At 69.1% G+C, this 17853-nt stretch carries 19 protein-coding genes and 1 riboswitch; of the genes, 6 read left to right on the forward strand and 13 right to left on the reverse strand.

What is annotated here, in order from left to right; genetic code table 11:
• Nucleotides 1-53: 53 nt before the first annotated feature.
• On the forward strand, nt 54-1292 hold the full coding sequence (locus tag ACFRAQ_RS14420) for a serine hydrolase domain-containing protein (RefSeq protein ID WP_379099070.1): 1239 nt from the start codon (nt 54-56) through the stop codon (nt 1290-1292).
• A 49-nt stretch (nt 1293-1341) separates the two neighbouring features.
• Nucleotides 1342-2439, forward strand: coding sequence for an amidohydrolase family protein (locus tag ACFRAQ_RS14425; RefSeq protein WP_379099074.1), 1098 nt, complete (start codon nt 1342-1344; stop codon nt 2437-2439).
• Nucleotides 2440-2600: 161 nt separating this feature from the next.
• Here the strand turns inward: ACFRAQ_RS14425 and ACFRAQ_RS14430 are convergent, their stop codons facing one another.
• Genes ACFRAQ_RS14430 through ACFRAQ_RS14450 form a run of 5 tightly spaced genes read right to left on the reverse strand, consistent with a single transcriptional unit; the run spans nt 2601 to nt 6619 of the window.
• Nucleotides 2601-3662, reverse strand: a complete 1062-nt coding sequence (locus tag ACFRAQ_RS14430) for a DNA polymerase domain-containing protein (RefSeq protein ID WP_379099077.1) — start codon at nt 3660-3662, stop codon at nt 2601-2603.
• On the reverse strand, nt 3659-4759 hold the full coding sequence (locus ACFRAQ_RS14435) for an ATP-dependent DNA ligase (RefSeq protein ID WP_379099080.1): 1101 nt from the start codon (nt 4757-4759) through the stop codon (nt 3659-3661). The genes ACFRAQ_RS14430 and ACFRAQ_RS14435 overlap by 4 nt, the downstream gene beginning before the upstream one ends.
• Nucleotides 4760-4810: 51 nt before the next feature.
• Nucleotides 4811-5206, reverse strand: a complete 396-nt coding sequence (locus tag ACFRAQ_RS14440) for a cold-shock protein (protein WP_379099083.1) — start codon at nt 5204-5206, stop codon at nt 4811-4813.
• Between the two features lie 43 nt (nt 5207-5249).
• Entirely contained in the window at nt 5250-6356 is a 1107-nt protein-coding gene (locus ACFRAQ_RS14445; RefSeq protein ID WP_357276824.1) for an SPFH domain-containing protein, read from the reverse strand.
• Nucleotides 6357-6400: 44 nt separating this feature from the next.
• Entirely contained in the window at nt 6401-6619 is a 219-nt protein-coding gene (locus ACFRAQ_RS14450) for a hypothetical protein (protein WP_379099087.1), read from the reverse strand.
• Nucleotides 6620-6851: 232 nt separating this feature from the next.
• On the opposite strand from ACFRAQ_RS14450, the gene ACFRAQ_RS14455 reads away from it, so the two are divergent.
• Nucleotides 6852-8381 (forward strand): DHA2 family efflux MFS transporter permease subunit, encoded by a 1530-nt coding sequence (locus ACFRAQ_RS14455; protein WP_357277143.1) that lies wholly within the window; start codon nt 6852-6854, stop codon nt 8379-8381.
• Nucleotides 8382-8439: 58 nt separating this feature from the next.
• Here ACFRAQ_RS14455 and mraY read toward each other — a convergent pair whose 3' ends face one another.
• A complete protein-coding gene (gene mraY, locus ACFRAQ_RS14460; RefSeq protein ID WP_379099090.1) occupies nt 8440-9525 on the reverse strand; it encodes a phospho-N-acetylmuramoyl-pentapeptide-transferase in 1086 nt (361 codons plus the stop codon).
• Between the two features lie 82 nt (nt 9526-9607).
• On the opposite strand from mraY, the gene ACFRAQ_RS14465 reads away from it, so the two are divergent.
• The gene (locus ACFRAQ_RS14465) at nt 9608-10447 is read left to right on the forward strand and encodes a helix-turn-helix transcriptional regulator (RefSeq protein ID WP_379099093.1); all 840 of its coding nucleotides are present in this window, start codon (nt 9608-9610) and stop codon (nt 10445-10447) included.
• Nucleotides 10448-10534: 87 nt separating this feature from the next.
• Nucleotides 10535-11299: an SDR family NAD(P)-dependent oxidoreductase gene (locus tag ACFRAQ_RS14470; protein WP_379099096.1), complete on the forward strand. Its 765-nt coding sequence runs from the start codon at nt 10535-10537 to the stop codon at nt 11297-11299.
• 6 nt (nt 11300-11305) lie between these two features.
• On the opposite strand, the gene ACFRAQ_RS14475 is transcribed toward ACFRAQ_RS14470, so the two are convergent.
• From ACFRAQ_RS14475 to ACFRAQ_RS14485, 3 genes are all read right to left on the reverse strand, one after another.
• Nucleotides 11306-12019, reverse strand: coding sequence for an MgtC/SapB family protein (locus ACFRAQ_RS14475; protein WP_379099099.1), 714 nt, complete (start codon nt 12017-12019; stop codon nt 11306-11308).
• Between the two features lie 220 nt (nt 12020-12239).
• Nucleotides 12240-12413: riboswitch (M-box (ykoK) riboswitch) on the reverse strand.
• A 93-nt stretch (nt 12414-12506) separates the two neighbouring features.
• Nucleotides 12507-13127 carry a TetR/AcrR family transcriptional regulator gene (locus ACFRAQ_RS14480; protein WP_357276812.1) on the reverse strand — a complete coding sequence of 207 codons (621 nt, stop codon included), beginning with the start codon at nt 13125-13127 and terminating at the stop codon, nt 12507-12509.
• Nucleotides 13128-13184: 57 nt separating this feature from the next.
• Complete coding sequence (locus ACFRAQ_RS14485; protein ID WP_379099102.1) at nt 13185-13583, reverse strand: hypothetical protein; 399 nt, start codon at nt 13581-13583, stop codon at nt 13185-13187.
• Between the two features lie 569 nt (nt 13584-14152).
• Between ACFRAQ_RS14485 and ACFRAQ_RS14490 the strand changes: the two genes are divergently transcribed.
• Nucleotides 14153-14782 (forward strand): hypothetical protein, encoded by a 630-nt coding sequence (locus ACFRAQ_RS14490; protein ID WP_379099105.1) that lies wholly within the window; start codon nt 14153-14155, stop codon nt 14780-14782.
• 29 nt (nt 14783-14811) lie between these two features.
• Here the strand turns inward: ACFRAQ_RS14490 and ACFRAQ_RS14495 are convergent, their stop codons facing one another.
• The 4 genes from ACFRAQ_RS14495 to ACFRAQ_RS14510 all read right to left on the reverse strand — a co-directional run bounded on the left by ACFRAQ_RS14495 (nt 14812) and on the right by ACFRAQ_RS14510 (nt 17853).
• Nucleotides 14812-15126, reverse strand: a complete 315-nt coding sequence (locus tag ACFRAQ_RS14495; RefSeq protein WP_357276806.1) for a transcriptional regulator — start codon at nt 15124-15126, stop codon at nt 14812-14814.
• Nucleotides 15123-15587, reverse strand: coding sequence for a hypothetical protein (locus ACFRAQ_RS14500; protein ID WP_379099107.1), 465 nt, complete (start codon nt 15585-15587; stop codon nt 15123-15125). The genes ACFRAQ_RS14495 and ACFRAQ_RS14500 overlap by 4 nt, the downstream gene beginning before the upstream one ends.
• Before the next feature lie 67 nt (nt 15588-15654).
• The gene (locus tag ACFRAQ_RS14505) at nt 15655-17523 is read right to left on the reverse strand and encodes a Na+/H+ antiporter (protein ID WP_379099110.1); all 1869 of its coding nucleotides are present in this window, start codon (nt 17521-17523) and stop codon (nt 15655-15657) included.
• Nucleotides 17524-17577: 54 nt separating this feature from the next.
• On the reverse strand, nt 17578-17853 hold the full coding sequence (locus ACFRAQ_RS14510; RefSeq protein ID WP_357082128.1) for a hypothetical protein: 276 nt from the start codon (nt 17851-17853) through the stop codon (nt 17578-17580).

Genomic DNA, 17853 nt, shown 5'->3' on the forward strand with positions numbered 1-17853 from the left:
ATTGTCCCAGACACATCTTGCCGGGGTGGTGGTGCCGCCGCTACCGTGGACCGATGACGACCCACAGCTCCGCCACCGCTGCCGGACTGCCCGCCGGAGTCCACGGCGCCGCCGACCCCCGATTCGATTCCGCCATACGGACATTCGCCCGCGTCCTGGCCGGACGCCGCGGCAACGGCGGCGCACTCGCGGTGTATCAGGACGGCGAACCGGTCGTCGACATCCACGCCGGCGCCGCCGACGCCCACGGCACACCCTGGACCGCCGACACCGGCGCCATGGTGTACTCCGCGTCCAAGGGTGTCTCGGCCACCGTGCTCGCCCGCCTGGCCGATCGCGGCCTGCTCGACTACGACGCCCCCGTCGCCGAATACTGGCCCGAATTCGCCGCCAACGGCAAAGCCCGCGTCACCGTCACCGAACTGCTCAGCCACCGCGCCGGACTCTCGAGCCTGCCCGCCGTCACCCCCGACGAAGTCCTCGACCACGAACTCATGGAACAACGCCTCGCGGCCGCGAAACCCGATCACCTGCTGGGCAAACCGATCTACCACGCGCTCACCATCGGCTGGCTCATGGCCGGCCTCGCCCGGGCCATCACCGGCCACGACATGACCCGCCTCTACCGCAGCGAGGTCGCCGAACCCCTCGGCGTCGACGGCATCCACCTGGGCCGCCCACCCGCCGGATCCCGCACCCGCCCCGCCGACCTGGTCGGATCGCTGAAAAACCTGGCCGAGCACACCATTCCGGGCCCGGTCGCCACCGCCGTCCCGCAACTGCCGCGCCTGCTGCGATCCCCGATCTCCTCCCTCTACGTCCCCGGTCTGGAATCGATCTTCCGCGGCGACCGGCCCGCCATCCTCGACACCGCCCTGCCCGCCGGCAATGCGGTGTGCACCGCGCCCGCCCTGGCCAAGATGTACAGCGCCCTGGCCGGCGGCGGCACCGTCGACGGCCGCACCTACCTGTCGCCGGAAACCGTTCGGGGCCTGCAACGCATCCGCACCTACCAACTCGACCGCGCCCTGGTCATCCCGTTCTGGCACGTCGGCTACCACAGCTTCCCGTCCCCGCACGCCCCGCGCGGCTACGGGCACATGGGCCTGTTCGGGTCGATGGGCTGGGCCGACCCCGACTCCGGTGTCGCCGTCGGATTCGTGCACAACCGCATGTCCGCGGGCTGGAGTCCGGTCGACCAAACCCTGTTCGTGGCCCTGCTGCACCTGATCCTGCGCGGCGCCCGCCAACCCGCCGCCCTCGCCGAGCAGCGCACCGCCGGAGCCGCCTGACCCGCGAGTCGATCTTGCCCACTGCTGCAACGGGTTCTAGATTGGCTGCATGCAGGGGGAGCCGAACCACAAGCTGGCCATCCGTCACGTCCGAATCTTCGACGGCCACACCATCACCGCACCGACCACCGTCGTCATCGACGGCACCGTCCTGGGAACCGACCCCGTCGGCGCCGAGACCCTCGACGCCGACGGAGCCATCCTCATTCCGGGCCTCATCGACGCCCACGTCCACCTCGACAGCCCGCACGCGCTGGATACCTATGCCGCCCACGGCGTCACGACCGCCCTGGACATGGGATCGGTCGACACCGCCCTGATCGAGCAGGCGCGCGCCCGCACCGCCACGACCACCGTGCGCTGTGCTGGAGCGCCGATCATCGGTTCCGCCGGCGTGCACGCCCACGTCCCCGGCATCGCCGACGTCGGCATCATCCGCCACCCGGACGAGGCCGAAGCCATGGTGGCGCAACGCGTCTCGGCCGGTAGCGACTACATCAAGCTGATCCTGGAAGCCCCCGGCGAAGGCGGACCCGACGCCGACACCGCCAAGGCCGTCGTCACCGCCGCCCACGCTCGCGGCCTGACCGTCGTCGCCCACACCTCCACCCCCGGCGCGTACGCCATGGCCATCGACGCCGGCGTCGACGCCCTCACCCACGTCCCCATCGGAGCCCGCCTGCCCGCCGCCGACATCGACCGCCTGGCCACCGGCGCCCACGTGGTGATCCCCACCCTCGTCATGATGGAAGGCGTCGCCGAAATCCACGGCGTCGCACAGTATCTCCCCGCCTCTCTGAAAACCGTCGGCGCCCTCCACGCCGCGGGCGTCCCCATCCTCGCGGGCACCGACGCCAATCAGATGCCCGGAATCCCCTTCCACCCGCCCCACGGCGCGAGCCTGCACCACGAACTCGAACTCCTCGTCCGAGCCGGTCTCACCCCCGTCGCCGCTCTCAACGCCGCCACCACCCTGCCCGCCCGCCACTTCGGCCTCAGCGACCGCGGCGCCATCACCCCCGGCCTGCGCGCCGACCTGATCCTGCTCGACGCCGACCCGCTGGCCGACATCACCGCCACCCGCGCCATCCGCAAGATCTGGTGCGCAGGCACCGAACACGCCCCCGCGCAGACACTCTCGGCCTAGCCCGTGTCCGCGACCCGTCGGCGTCGCACCCGCATGTAGGCAGTCTTCCTCGTCGGATCGGCCGTGACCGTCGCCCGGTGTGTCGACCGCCATGGTGTCGTTCACCCGATCGGTGAGCCGCTCGAACGTCAACGCCGCCTGGCTGTGAGGATGCGGTACCGCTAGTCGGCGTCCTTGCGGGCCTTGCTGGGCTGCACGCGCGGCGGCTCATTGGGCATCTTCGGATACACCGGCGGCCACGGGGCGTCCATCAAGCCCGCGGCCATGTCCTTGTCCGACATCTCCAGCAGCGGAGTCAGCGACTGCGGGGTGCGATCGGCCCACGGGTCGCCCAGTTCGGCGACGCGGGCGGGAACGGTGGCGATCGTGAGGTCGTCGGGAACGATCGTGGCCAGCTCGTCCCACGAGATCGGGGTGGAGACCTGCGCGCCGACCTTCGGGCGGGCGCACCACGCACCGAAAACCGTTTTGTGCGGGGCATTCTGGTTGAAATCGACGAACACCCGCGAACCGCGCTCCTCTTTCCACCACGCCGCGGTGATGTCGTCGGGGTGGCGGCGTTCGAGTTCACGAGCCAGCGCGACCGCGGCGGCACGGACCTGGTAGCCGTCCCAGTTCGGTTCCAGCATCGCGTACAGGTGCAGACCGCGCGAACCGGACGTCTTCACCCGCACATCGATACCCAGTTCCGTGCACAACTCGCGGGTCGCGAACGCCGCGGCACGCAGATCGTCGAAACCGATGCCGGGGGAGGGATCCAGATCGATGCGCAGCTCATCGGTGACCCCGGTCGGCGGCAGCACGTTCCCGGCCGCGTCGAGCACCGGCAGGAACGTGGACGCCGCCTCGGCCCCGGCATGGGTGGGCCAGACGTGGAAACCCAAGCAGCCCAAGTTGACCGCCCACACGATGTGCGCCATATCGACCGCGACCAGCGCGTCGCTGGTGGTGCCGTTCGGGGTGGACACGACCGTGGTCTGCAACCAGTCCGGCGCCGAGGACGGGACACGCTTCTGGAACCACGACTTGCCCGACGCCCCGTCCGGGTAGCGCTCCAGCAGCACCGGCCGCCCGCCGATGGTCCGCATGATCGGATCGGCGACGGCCAGATAGTAATTCACCAGATCCAGCTTGGTGTCCCCGCGCTTGGAGAAGTACACCTTGCCCGGATTCGACACCGGCACCGTGCGCCCGGACACCTCGATCTGCACCGAATCACTCACCGCGCGGTCCCTTTCGAATTTCTGGCCTCGGCGAAGATGTCGGCCAGCTCGGCGGGCGCGACCTCGTCGAGCTGAGCGTAGGTACACGATTTGGGGGTGCGGTCGGTGCGAAACCGCACCAGCCGGCCGCCGTGGCGGAAACGCCCGGCCATCACATGCTCGTAGCGCACCTCCGCCACCAGCTCCGGCCGCAACGCCTCCCACGACAGATCCTTGCCGCCGGTCCAGCGGCTCACCCCGCCCGGCATCTTCCCGTCGGCCTTGGCCTGTGCGGCGGCATCGGCCCAGGAACGCCACGGATGGTTGTCCAGGGCGTTCTTCCGCAACGGGGCCAGCTCGTCGACCAGTTCCTTGCGCCGCGCCGCGGTGAACGACGACGCCACCCCGACATGATGCAGATTGCCGTCGTCGTCGAACAGGCCCAGCAGCAGCGACCCGACCCCTTGGCCGTCCTTGTGCCAGCGGAACCCGGCCACCACGCAATCGGCGGTCCGCTCATGCTTGATCTTGAGCATCACCCGCTTGTCCTGCAGATACGCCAGATCCGATGCCTTGGCCATCACCCCGTCGAACCCCGCGCCCTCGAACCGGGTGAACCAGTCCGCGGCGACATCGGGATCATCGGTGATCGGCGTCAGATGCGTGCCCGGATGCGCGCCGTCCAGCACCGTTTCGAGCAGAGCGCGCCGCTCGGCGAACGGCCGCCCGGTCAGATCCTCGTCACCCAAGGCCAGCAGGTCGAAGCCCACGAAACTCGCGGGGGTCTCCGCGGCCAGCTTCTTCACCCGTGACGCCGCCGGATGCAGCCGCTGCTGCAGCGTGTCGAAATCCAGGCCGTTCTCGGTGACGACCACGATCTCCCCGTCCACCACGCACCGCGGCGGCAGCGCCTGACCCAGTAGTTCCACCAGTTCGGGGAAATACCGGGTCAGAGGCCGATCATTGCGGGAACCCAGCTCGATCTCGGGTCCATCGCGGAACACGATGCAGCGGAAGCCGTCCCATTTCGGTTCGAACCGCAACCCCGGCTCCCGGGGCAGCTCCGACACCGATTTGGCCAGCATCGGTTTCACCGGCGGCATGACGGGCAACAGCACACGGCCTCCTCGGTTCGCGGCGGATCCGAGACCGATCGTAATGCGAACCGGTCAGTTTTCGAGCCACCCGTGCGCGTCGGCGAACGAGGTGAGCCGATCCCGAATCGTGATGATCTCCGCCGCCGTCAACTGCGGCGAGGCATCCAACAGCAGTTCGGTGATCAACCGGCGATGCTCGGCCGCGGTCATCTGCCCCGCGGCGCGATGCTCCTTACCCTTGTGCCGCACCGGCGCCGCCGGCTGACCCGGCACCACCGCCAGATTGATCGCCTTCGGACCCCGATCACCCTCGGTCACATCGAATTCGAAAACCCGCCCCTGGCGCAGCTCGTCCTCATCCAACCCGATGTCGTTGACATGCACGAACACATCCGGGCCGCCGTCTTCCGGACGGATGAACCCGAAACCCCGAGAGCTGTCGAACGACACCAATTTCCCGATGGACACCTAAACACCCGCTCCTCGTCGCCGCGTCCCTCTGGCGGTCACTCTAGTCCGCGGGCTGATCATTGTTGGAGGAAAGTGCCTTTTGCAACGAATTGAAGACCGTCAACCCCTGGCCCACCATCCCGTTGACGATCTCCGACACCCCGTCGGGACCATTGAGCACCGTCAGATTCGCCTTCGACAGCCCGCCGGCGGCCTGCTTCACGATCTCGGGCAACTGCTCGATCAGCAGCTGATCGAGCGCGATCCGATTGTTCGACGCCGCGGCCTCGGCCTGGATCCGGGTGCGGTCGGCTTCGGCCTCGGCGAGAATGCGCACCCGATCCGCCTCTGCCAGAGCGGGTTTGACCACCTCGGCCTGCAACTGCTGCTCCCGCAACTCCGCCTGCTTGCGCGCCTGCTCGGCCTGAGCGGCCAGCACCTCCTGCATGGCGGTGGCCTGCGCGAGCGGACCCGCCTGCGCGGCTTCGGCATTGGCCTTGTCGATATCGCGCTGATACTGCGCCCGCAGGATCGCGGTCTCGCGCTGATACTCGGCCTGCTTGCGCTGGGACTCCTGCTCGGCCTGGGCGGCCAGCTGGGCGGCCGCGGCCTGCGCGATCTGCGCGTCACGCTGCACCGCGGCATTGTGCGGGGCGGCCAGGGCGGAGATGTAGCCCAGATTGCCGTCATCGATGTGCTGGATCTGGAACGAGTCCACCCACAACCCGATATTGCTCATCTCCACCTTCGAGGCCACCAGCACCTCGTCGGCCAGCTTCTGGCGCTCGCGAATGATCTCCTCGACCGTCATCGACCCCACGATCGAGCGCAGATGACCGGAGAAGATGCGCCCGGTCAGCACGCTCATCTCCTTCTCCTGCTCGGACAGGAACCGTTGCGCCGCATTGACGATCGACTGCTCGTCATTGGCGACCTTGAACGCGATCACCGCCCGCACGTCGAGCTGGATGGCCTGTTTGGTGACGCAGCGTTCACCGATCTCGGCCTCGAACATCGCCAGCGACAGATACCGCACCTTGCGGAACAACGGCACCACCCAGGCGCCGTGACCGATGATCACCCGGAACGGCGCGCCGCCGTCCTTGCCGTGACGGCCACCGCTGACCAGCATCGCCTCATCGGGATCGGGTACGTGATAACCCAGCATCGTGTATTTCCCCTCGAACGTGGTTCCCGAGCATTTCCGTTGAATCAATCGCCCGGAAGCGGGACCCACGCAACAACATCGACGAGACGGCCGGGATGAGCGGCGACCACCAGTACCGGCGCACCGGCGGGCAGCGGCTCGTCCGCGCGCGCGATGTAGAGCTCGGTTCCCCCTCGGATGGCGACCAGTACCTCACCGAGGGCTCCCGCGCCCCGGATCGGCGAGGTCAGCGTACCGGTCAGGCCCACTACCGGGTCGGTCATCGCGATGTTCTCCTCGCCGGGGGGTTCGCTGAAAACGCCAGCGTACGCGCGCGGAGTGTGCTGCTCGGGCCGCTGCGCGGTCGCCTCATGTTTGCTACTGCTCGGTATGATTCGCTTGTCCCACCTCGGAGCGACAGTCGCGCGGCAGGAAGGACCCGCTCGTGAGCATTCCGATCCACGCCGAGAGAAAAATGTGCTGGTGTCCGCACCGACCGGCTGGCAGGCTGAAGCGGTGACCACCCCTCCGGATACCAAGGCGGCCGACTCCGCCGACGACAAGCTGGACATCGGCGTCTTCAAAATCGCCGGTGTCGTGGTGCTCGGCGCCATCATGTCGATCCTCGACGTCACGGTCGTGACCGTCGCCATCCCCACCTTCCAGCACGACTTCGACACCACCTACGCCATCGCCGCCTGGTCCATGACCGGCTACACCCTCGCGCTGGCCACCGTCATCCCCCTCACGGGCTGGGCCGCCGACCGATTCGGCACCAAACGCCTCTACATGATGGCGCTGGTGTTCTTCGTGATCGGCTCGGTGCTGTGCTCGACGGCCTGGAACATCGAGTCCCTCATCGCCTTCCGCGTCATCCAGGGTCTCGGCGGCGGCATGCTCATGCCGCTGGGTATGACGATCATGACCCACGCCGCGGGCCCCACCCGCATCGGCCGCGTCATGGCCGTGCTCGGCGTGCCGATGCTGCTGGGCCCCATCGGCGGCCCCATCCTGGGCGGCTGGCTCATCGACTCCTTCAGCTGGCACTGGATCTTCCTGATCAACCTGCCCATCGGCATCATCGCGCTGGTCCTGGCCTACACGATCTTCCCGCGCGACAATCCCGAGCCGTCGCAGAGTTTCGACTTCCTGGGCATGCTGCTCGCCTCGCCCGGCCTGGCCGCCTTCCTGTTCGGCGTGTCCTCCATCCCCGGCGAAGGCACCATCAAATCGGCCAAGGTGCTCATCCCCGCCATCATCGGCGCGGGCCTGCTGATCGCGTTCGTCTTCCACGCCCTGCGCACCGAGCACCCGCTCATCGACCTGCGGCTGTTCAAGAACAAGTCGCTGCGCTACGCCGTCATGACCATGACCCTGTTCGCCATGGCGTTCTTCGGCTCCGGTCTGCTGCTGCCCTCGTATCTGCAGCAGGTGCGCGGTGAATCCACCCTGGCCGCCGGTCTGCTCATCGCACCGCAGGGTCTGGGCGCGATGCTGACCATGCCGATCGCGGGCCGCCTGGTCGACAAGATCGGGCCTGGCAAGATCGTGCTCACCGGTATCTCCATCATGACGCTGTCGATGGCCGCGTTGACCCAGGTCAAGGCCGACACCCCCTACCCGCTGCTGTGCGGGGTGCTGTTCGTCATGGGTCTGGGCATGGGCTGCACCATGATGCCGACCATGACCGCCGCCATCCAGACCCTCACCCACGGTGAGGTCGCGCGCGGTTCCACCCTGATGAACATCGTCAACCAGACCGCCGGATCCATCGGCACCGCAACCATTTCCGTGGTGCTGACCACCCTGCTCAACCACCGGCCCGAAGCCAAGATGGCCATCGGATCGCACTACGATCCGCGCATCTCCCAGCAGGTTCCGCCGCAGGTCCTCGCCGACGGCTTCGATCAAGCCGCCCAGGCGTTCGCCCACACCTTCGTGGTGGCCACCGTGCTGCTGCTGGCGACGCTGATCCCGGCGTTCTTCCTGCCGCGCACCAAACCGGCGACCCCGGCCGCGGCCGACGCGCCCGCGGTCGTGCACTGAGATAACACCGTCGAAAGCCCACCCGGAAACCATTGTCCCGGGTGGGCTTTCGCGTTTCTCAGCGTCGCGGTCCCGACGAGGCCAGGTGCTCGGCGTAGAAGAACAGCAAGCCCGTCGCCGCCGAGATCGCCGCCAGCAGCCAGAATCGGATGATCACCGTGGTCTCCGGCCAGCCGGTCAGCTCGAAATGGTGATGGAACGGGGCCATCTTGAACACTCGGGTGCGGGTGGTGCGGAACATGACGATCTGCAAGGCCACCGACGCGATCTCGGCCACGAACAGCGCGCCGACCGCGATCATCAGCAGTTCGGTGCGCGTGGTGATCGACAGCCCCGCCAGCAGCCCGCCCAACGCCAGCGACCCCGTGTGGCCCATGAAGATCTTCGCCGGAGCCGCGTTCCACCACAGGAATCCCACGCACGCCGCCGCGCCCGCCGCGCACACCACCGACAGATCCAGCGGATCGCGCACCGTGTAGCAGCCCGGCACCGCCCTGGTCGCGCACGCGTGCGCGTACTGCCAGAACGTGATCAGCACATACGAACCCAGCGCCAACCCCACCGAACCCGCCGCCAAACCGTCCAGGCCGTCGGTGATGTTGACCGCGTTCGACCAGGCCACCACGATGATGCACGCCACCACCAGAAACCCCGCGACCGCCAGGGACACCGTGGAGATGTCGCGCACGATCGAGATCTGCTTGCTGCCCGGCGTCAGCCCCGACCCGCCGCGGAACCGCAACGCCAACACCCCGAACACCACTGCCGCGCACAACTGGCCGACGATCTTGCCCGACGCCGTCAACCCCAGCGAGCGCCGCTGCGACAACTTGATCGCGTCGTCGACGAACCCCACCGCCCCCAATGCCGTCGCCAACCCCAGCACCAGCAGCCCCGACGCCGACGCGCCCCGCCCGTCGAAATGCCGCCCCACCAGCGTCGCCGCCCCGTACCCGCACCAGATCGCGACCAGGATCGCCAACCCGCCCATGGTCGGCGTGCCCCGCTTGGACAAATGACTCGCCGGGCCATCCGAGCGGATCGCCTGCCCCCACCGCTGCCGCGTGAACAGCCGAATCAGCAACGGCGTCACCGTGATCGACACCACCAGTGCCACCAGCGCCGCCACCAGAATCTGCCGCATCGCACCCCCTCGAAACCCGAAATCCGGTCACATGCTAACCGCCGCCGGAACGAAAGGGGCCCCGTGATTGTTAGCGTGAGATATGACCACCCCGGGTGCGCGCCGCGACCAACTGCGAGAGTTCCTGCGCGACAGACGCGCCCGCATCACCCCCGACCAGGTCGGACTTCCCACCGCAGGCCGCCGCCGCACCCCCGGCCTGCGCCGCGAAGAAGTCGCCGTCCTCGCCGGAGTCGGCGTCTCCTGGTACACCTGGCTCGAACAGGGCCGCGACATCACCGTCTCCACCGACGTCCTCGACGCCATCGCCGCCGCCCTGCTGCTCGACGGCCCCGAACGCACCCACCTGTACGTCCTCGCCGGCCTCAACCCACCCTGCCGCTCCGGCACCGCCACCGCTGGCATCACCCCCGAGACCCGGAACCTCCTCGACGCCTGGGGCCCCCGCCCCGCCGTCCTCCGCAACCGCTACTGGACCGTGCTTGCCTACAACGACGCCGCCCGCGCCGTCTTCGGTTACGAGGCCCCCGGCCACAACTGCCTCATCACCTACTTCACCAACCCCCGCTACCTGGCCATGCCCCACCACTGGACCCGAGCCGCCCCCGCCGTCGTCGCCGCCTACCGCGCCGACTCCGCCCCCTGCCCCGACGACCCCGGCTTCGACGCCGTCATCACCGACCTCGCCCGGCGCAGCCCCGAATTCGCCGACCTGTGGTCCCGCCACGACGTCGGCACCCCGGCTCAAGCCGTCAACGCCCTCCACCACCCAGAAGTCGGCGAACTCCACTTCGACACCACCACATTGACTCTCGCCGACCACCCCGACCAACACGTCGTCCTCTACAACCCGCGCCCCGACACCGACACCGCCGAAGCCCTCGACCGTTTGCACCGCCTCCGCCTGGCCCCACCCGCGTGAAACGGTGGCGGCCGCGCAAGGTGGTGGTGTCACACCCACGATGAGTGCGCACTGTTTACCCATGGCGTGGCCCGGCACGCTGAAGCCATGACGCACAACGGGATCCGCTACGAGAACAAGATCGCCCTCATTACCGGTGGCAGCAGCGGGATGGGGCTGGCCACGGCGCAGCGCCTCATTGCCGAAGGCGCGGAGGTGATCATCACCGGGCGGGACAAGAGTCGGCTCGACGCCGCCGTCGCCGAGCTGGGGGAGCGCGCGACCGCCATCCCCGGCGACGTCACCGACGCCGAGGATCTTGCCGCGCTGGGTCGAACGGTCGGCGAGCGGTTCGGGCGGCTGGATGTGGTGTTCGTGAATGCGGGGGTCGGGGCGTTCCAGCCGTTCACCGCTGTCACCGCCGAGGAGTTCGATCGGATCGTGGGCCTGAACTTCAAGTCGGTGTTCTTCACCGTCCAGCAGGTCCTGCCGCTGGTGTCGGCGGGTGGCGCGATCGTCATCAACGCCTCGTTCGCCACCTATCGGGGTGCGCCCGGTGCCGCCCTGTACACCGCCACCAAGGCCGCGGTCGATTCCTTGGCGCGGACCCTGGCGGCGGAGCTGGCGCCTCGGGGGATTCGGGTGAATTCCATCAGCCCGGGCTACACCGACACCCCCGCCTTCCGTGCCGAGACCACACCCGAGACCCAGGCCGAGGCGGCCTCGCGGGTAGCGCTCGCTCGCATCGGCACCTCCGACGATGTGGCCGCCGCGGTCGCGTTCCTGGCCTCCGCGGACGCCTCCTACATCACCGGCCAGGACCTGCTCGTCGACGGCGGGCTCACCACCGTCATCCCCTCGGCCATGGTCTGAAGCGGCTCACTGCTCGGTTTCCACCGGCCGTGGCACCGTGCGCCAGCCGACGCTGGTCACCGCCGGCTCCAGGCTCAGACGGCTCACCGCGGACTCCATCTGGCGATCGTCGCGACGATCGCCGGTGAGCTCGGCCCGCACCTGCACCCGCCCCGGGGACGTGTCGTGACTCGAGATGGACACCAGCCGCAAGTCGGTGCGCGTCAACGACTGCACCAGCAACGCCCGCACCTGCGCCTCGTGCGCGTCGTCGGTGTCGGCGTGGAAGGCGTACAACGCGTCCTGGGCGTCGGTGCCGTCGGCGAGCGGACGGTCCACCGACCGGGCGACCGTGCGCAGCGCGGTATTGACCACCACCACCGCGACCGTGCCCGCCGCGGCCGTCGAGTACATGCCCGCACCCGCCAGCGCGCCGACCGCGGCCGAACACCACAGCGTGGCAGCGGTATTGAGGCCGCGGATATTGAACCCGTCGCGCAGGATCACGCCCGCGCCCAGGAAGCCGATACCCGAAACGATCTGCGCCGCAACGCGGGTCGGGTCGGCGGTGGCGCCGTTGAAGCCGTGCGCGGACAGCAGCACGAACAGGGTCGCACCGGCGGCGACCAGTGCGTTGGTGCGCAGCCCGGCCATGCGGGCCCGGAACTGGCGCTCGAATCCGATGATCGCGCCCAACCCGACGCCGGTGGCCAGGCGGAGCAGCATTTCCCAGGTGGTCATCTCGATCTCCCAGCGGATGACGGCGCACTCGGAAGTGGACGCTACCGGGTGCGCGGCAGCGGCCTGAGGATGAGCGGAGTGTCGCCTGGTGAACGATTGGCTAACGGAACTCGGTCCGGTCTATCGGGCACGACCACCACCTCCTCCACACACGCGCGCAACGCGACCATCGGGTCGCGTCCATGCCGGGGGAGTGGGACCGGCGGGGAATCGCCGGCACGGGTACCACCCCTCGTAAGACCTTCAGCACTCCACGGCGTAACCCGCCACCAGGGCGGGAGCCGGTCGGGGCATCCCCTTAGCTCGGGGAAGCCTGTCCTGATCCGGGGCGTCTCTCGACGTTCGGGATCGCCGGCCTGTATCCGTGAAGGAGCCTCAGCTAACGACGGCACCTTGCGTCAGCGAGTAAACACCCCGGCGCCGCGCCTCGCAACCCGATGTGACCGCGGTCGCCCGCATCCACGCCGCAACCGATCCGGTGGGAGGGTCAGCGATACATGCCGCGATAGGCGTCGATGGTCGCCACCAGATGGTCCACGATCTGATCGCGCGTGGCGCGCAGCGTGCCGTTGAGCCACGCCGAGAACATGCCCGCATTGCCGCTGGCCATGGTGACCGCGGCCAGCCGCCGCCGCACCGGATCATCGATGTGGGCGAACAGGTGATCCTGGATCAGGCGGGTGAACGCGGGCATGACCGCGATCGTGGTCTGGCCCAGCCCCGTCGACGAATACGGCTCCACCAGGAACAGTCGCGACTTGCGCGGATCCTGCAGCACCTTGTCCACCAGCGCTTCCGACAGCGCGCGATCCCGATCGGGATCATCGGCGACCGCGAACGCCGTCATCGGATCCAGGAACTCGTCGGCGATCTGGCGGTAGAGCACGTCGAGCAGTTCGTCGCGGCTGGCGAAGGATTCGTAGAAATAGCGGTCGGTCAGCGTGGCGCGCCGGCACACCGCGCGCATGGTGACCGCGCCCGCCCCGGATTCGCCGATCAGGTCCAGTGCGGCCTCGAGCAGCGCGGTGCGGCGCGCCTCACGGCGTTCGGTGAGGGTGGTTCCGCCCCAGATGCGGGGCTCCTCGGCGGGAGGCTGCTCGGTCTGCACCGGGTCAAGAGTAATGCCCGGGCCCGGGTGTGAGCGCACACCCGGCCCCGGACCGGCTCACTTGGTGACCACGCACGCGCTGCCGAGGTTGATGCCGGTGCCGACGGTGACCGTCGCCCACTGCGAGCCGTTGTAGGTCCAGGCCTGCACGTAATGGGTGCCCGTGGAGGTCGGCGTCCAACTCGAGGTGGCGGTGCCGCCGCTGCCCAGGCTGAACTGCTGCGGACTGAACGTCGCCGAGGCGCTGTCGTAGAGCCACACGTACTCGTTGGGGCTGCCGTTGACGGTGACCGTGTAGGCGCAGTTGGTGCCGTAGCCGCCGCCGATGCTGGTACCGGTCGCGATGGTCACGCTGCTGACGTAGGCCGACGCGTCGGGCGCGCCCAGCACGAGCGCCGCGGCCGCGGCGAGACAGGTGGCGAACACGGACACGGCCGAGGTGCGTGAGCGGATCATTGTCGATCATCTCCCCAGATGAACGGGATGAATGAGAACCCTGCGACGCCATTGGCGCATAGAGGCAAGTGTCGGTGTTCAGCACCCGCGATATGCGCGTATCGGACTACTCGGTGCGAACCGGTCACCCCGCCAACGCAATTCGCGATCACCGGCAATCAGTCGGCTGCCCAGGTCCGAGGTCGAAAGGTGGGGGTTCCCCTAACAATCCCCTAATTCCTGCGCTCACAGCGCAATTCAGCTACTACATCGCTAACGTTCCGATTGTCCGAATCGCCGGGGTGACGAAGCGCAGACACCCACCGGTGATCGGACACCACGCGAGTCCTCTTCCCCGAGACTCGCCTCCCGCGTCCCCGCCGCGCAGCGGGCGCCGCGAACCCCGGCGTCGCCGGGCCGAACCCCGATCCCGGCCCGGCGACGCCGTCTCATAAGCGCCGATTCCGCCACAAGGACGGCGCGAATGCCGTGACGCTGCGATGATCGACCCAGTTTGGATTCAGTTCGGGTAGGCATTGCGAATCAACCTGTGCCGGTGGACTGTTCGAGGTGCAGAAGGATCGCGCAGGATGACCGCAAGCCGGTATGCCAGTAACTCCGATGTAGCCGAGCCTGCCGAGCCGTCGGGCTGGGGCCGACATCTGGGCGTCGGGGACGACGTCGCGGACAGTCTCGGTTCCGGACAGCTCGGCGCGCTCATCTTCGCCCGAAAACTGGTGCGCTGCTGGTACATCGCGAACTTCCTGCTCGCGTCGACCCTCGGCTCGGGTGTGGGCCTGTTCGCCTGGGAGTACGGTCAGCGGACCTACGGCGACTGCACGGGCACCGCCACCTGCTATCCGCGCTGGGAGTTGCTGGTGCTCGGCGTCGGCTCCGGATTGCTCGCCGCGGGAGTGATCTTCCTGGCCGCGTCGTTGCCGTGTTTCTGGGTCGCCTACGCCATCCGGTGGTCGGCGCGCGCCATGGCCGACCGCAACGGCGGGCCCGAGCACTACGAGGCCGAGCACTACGCGGTCGCCGAACATCACCAGTGGCACGCGGCCGAGCAGCCGACGCGCCGCCAGCCGCGGACCGAGGAACCGCCGCGCCGGCAGGCCCGCGCCGAGGAGCCCCAGCGCCGTCAGGCGCGACCCGAGCCGCCCCAGCAGCGCCGCCCCGCGCGCGGTGAACAGCCCGCCCGCCGCCCGGCCCGCACCTGATCAACCGCTCCCAGCCCATCGGCGGCCGCCTACCCGAGCGGCTCGCCGGGTGCGGTGGCGCCCGCGACGATCTCGCGCAACGCCGCGATATGCCCGTCGAAGGCGGTGCGCCCGGCGTCGGTCAAGCGGGCCCGCACCTTGCGGCGACTGCCCTCGAGGCGACGCTCGGTACTGACGTACCCGGCTTCCTCGAGGGTCGCCAACTGCTTGGACAGCGCCGAATCCGACAGTCCCAGGCGCTCTTTGAGGAACGCGAACTCCGCCCAGTCGGCCGCGGCGAGCGTGGCCACCAGCGTCAGGCGCGTGCTCGGGTGGATCAGTTCGTCGAAACGGGCCTCGCTCACGCGCGCACCCACCGCCGTCCCGCCGCCAGCAGCTCGGGCCCGCCGAAACCGATGACCGCGGCCACCAGCAGCGCCGACCAGATGCGCGGATGCCCCGCCCCGTCGGCGTCGAGCGCGATCGCCGCGGCCACGGTCAGCGCGACCAGGCCCACCAGCATGCCGATCACGACCAGCGGCGTGCGCCGCCCGGCCACCTCGGCGCTGACCTGGACCCCACCGGTGCGGCGGCGGCCATCGAGCAGCCGCGACGCCACCGTCGCGTGCGCGGCCCCGAACGCCAAGGTCGCGACCGCTGCCAACCAGTCCGGGCCCAGATCGCCCAGGGCTCCCAAAGCCAGCCAGCCGCAAGCCATTCCCCACCAGTAACCGCGGGGCAATCCGACTTCCGCGGCCATCTTCCGCCGCGCCTGACCAGCCGCGTCGAGTGCCGAACGCGCCTGCTCCGGAGTGATGCCGTCCATGATGACTCCTCACTTTCCTACTTGGAAAGTAAGACTCCACTTTCCTGCCAGGAAAGTCAAGGGTGGTTCAGCCCAGCAGTTCGTCCAGATAGCACCAGCGCCACGACTCACCCGGCTCCACACTGCGGATCACCGGATGCCCGGTGCCGTCGAAATGCTTGGTCGCGTGATTGCCCGGCGAGGAGTCGCAGCACGCCACATGCCCGCACTCCAGGCACATCCGCAGATGCACCCACACCAGACCCTCCTCGAGGCATTCCCCGCAGGCGTCCGGGGTATCGGGCACCCGCACGCACGGCGCCTCCCGCAGGTGCTCACACGCGCCCGGCGGCATCGGCGCCCGCAACCCCAGCCCGTCGTCGTCCTCGGCCTCGGTGACCCGGTCGATGGTGGACTCCTCGATGTCGAGGGCGGCCATCACCGCCTGCAGCACCTCCTGATCGACCTGCCCCGCGTCACGGATCCGCAGCACCGTCTCGCGCTCGGCCGCCAGCATCGCCAGCCGCAGCCGCCGGTACTCGCCGCTGGGGGTGACCCGCTGGGACTCCGAGCGCCCCAACAGCTCCCACGCCGACTGCGCCCGCACCACCACCCGGTTGCGCAGCGAGTCCACCACATCCGGCGGCGTCTCGGGCGCGATGTTCTCCTCGAGCGCCTTCAACCCCGCCGTCGTCGCCTGTTGCAGCAGATTCGCCTCCTGCAACAGGTCCTCGGCCCGGCTGGGCCCGCGCAGGCGCAGCATCCGCACCAGCCACGGCAGCGAGAGTCCTTGCAGCAGCAGCGTTCCGCCCACCACCACGACCGCCAGCAGCCGCAGCGTGTCCAGTTCCGGGGTATCGCCGGGCAGCAGCAGCGCCGCCGCCAGCGTCACGACTCCGCGCATACCGGCCCACGCCACCACCGCTGGTCCGGTCCACTCCGGCTTGGGTTTCCCCTGCCGGCGCCCCTCGATCTGCCAGGCCGCGTACGTCGCCGGGAACACCCACACCGGCCGCACCACGATCACCGTCACCAGCACCGCCGCACACGTCCACAGCAGCGTCGAATGCGGCAGATCGCTGTGCCAGGCGGCCTCCACGATATGGCGCACCTGCAACCCGATCAGCAGGAACACCGCGGACTCGAGAATGAACGCGATGGTCCGCCAATTGGTGTGCTCGGCGATGCGCGAGGCCGCGCTCTGCCAGTGCGGCGCACCGTGACCCAGGATCAGCCCGCACGTCACCACCGCGATCACGCCCGAGGCGTGCACCGACTCCGCGGGCAGATACGCGATCCACGGCGCCAGCAGCGACACACTGGTGTCCAGCACCGGATCGGTGATCCGGCGGCGCAGGAACGCCAGCATCATCGCCGCGGCCACCCCGATCAGCGCGCCGCCGCCGGCCGCGCCGATGAAACTGGCCCCCGCCTGCCACAGCGTCACACTGCCCGCCATGGCCGCGACCGCGGTCCGCAGGGTCACCAGCGCGGTCGCGTCGTTGAACAGCGACTCGCCTTCGAGCAGGGTCACGATCCGGCGCGGCATCCCCACCCGTCGCGCCACCGCGGTCGCCGCGACCGCGTCCGGCGGGGCGACGATCGCGCCGATCGCCACCGCCGCGGAGAACGGCACCGGCAGCAGCCAATACACCACCGCGCCCACCGCGAACGCGGTGAACAACACCAACCCCACCGACAGCAGCGTGATCGAGGTCTTCTTCGGCCGGAAATCCACCAGCGAGGTGCGGATCGCCGTCGTGTACAGCAACGGCGGCAGCAGCCCCAGCAACACCAGTTCGGGCTCGATGTCGAACTCGGGCACGAACGGCAGATACGACGCGATTACCCCGGCCACGGTGAGCACGAACGGCTCACCCACCCCCAGCCGGCGCGCACCGGCCGCCAGTGCGACCGCGACCGACACCAGCACCACGAGTCCGAACGCCCACTCCACGTGATCATCGTGCCAGTCGCGGTGTCCGATTCCGGCAGCGGCACCGCGGACGGGTCAGTCGGCGTGGCCCGAACGGGACCGGGTGATCGCGAAGACCCCGATGCGCGCGGCCAGCGCCACCACCCACAGCACCACGCCGACCATATTGAGCATCGGACCGGCGCCGGTGTAGGAGCCGACCAGGATGGAGACGACACCCGCCGAGAAACACAGCACGGTGGCGGCATGACAGACGGTGAGGGTGATGCGCAGGTCGGTGTCCGGACCCGCGGCGCGCTCGATACTGATGGTGAAACTCCTGGCAACACTGTTGAATTCGGCCCCAGGCAC

This window comes from Nocardia sp. NPDC056611 (assembly GCF_042792755.1).
In the GTDB taxonomy this organism is placed as follows: Bacteria; Actinomycetota; Actinomycetes; order Mycobacteriales; family Mycobacteriaceae; genus Nocardia.

Coding starts and splice junctions, on each gene's coding strand:
- ACFRAQ_RS14420 (WP_379099070.1), top strand. CDS start 54: ATGACGACCCACAGCTCCGCCACCGCTGCCGGACTGCCCGCCGGAGTC.
- ACFRAQ_RS14425 (WP_379099074.1), top strand. CDS start 1,342: ATGCAGGGGGAGCCGAACCACAAGCTGGCCATCCGTCACGTCCGAATC.
- ACFRAQ_RS14445 (WP_357276824.1), bottom strand. CDS start 6,356: ATGCTGGGTTATCACGTACCCGATCCCGATGAGGCGATGCTGGTCAGC.
- ACFRAQ_RS14450 (WP_379099087.1), bottom strand. CDS start 6,619: ATGACCGACCCGGTAGTGGGCCTGACCGGTACGCTGACCTCGCCGATC.
- mraY (WP_379099090.1), bottom strand. CDS start 9,525: ATGCGGCAGATTCTGGTGGCGGCGCTGGTGGCACTGGTGGTGTCGATC.
- ACFRAQ_RS14465 (WP_379099093.1), top strand. CDS start 9,608: ATGACCACCCCGGGTGCGCGCCGCGACCAACTGCGAGAGTTCCTGCGC.
- ACFRAQ_RS14470 (WP_379099096.1), top strand. CDS start 10,535: ATGACGCACAACGGGATCCGCTACGAGAACAAGATCGCCCTCATTACC.
- ACFRAQ_RS14475 (WP_379099099.1), bottom strand. CDS start 12,019: ATGACCACCTGGGAAATGCTGCTCCGCCTGGCCACCGGCGTCGGGTTG.
- ACFRAQ_RS14485 (WP_379099102.1), bottom strand. CDS start 13,583: ATGATCCGCTCACGCACCTCGGCCGTGTCCGTGTTCGCCACCTGTCTC.
- ACFRAQ_RS14490 (WP_379099105.1), top strand. CDS start 14,153: ATGACCGCAAGCCGGTATGCCAGTAACTCCGATGTAGCCGAGCCTGCC.
- ACFRAQ_RS14500 (WP_379099107.1), bottom strand. CDS start 15,587: ATGGACGGCATCACTCCGGAGCAGGCGCGTTCGGCACTCGACGCGGCT.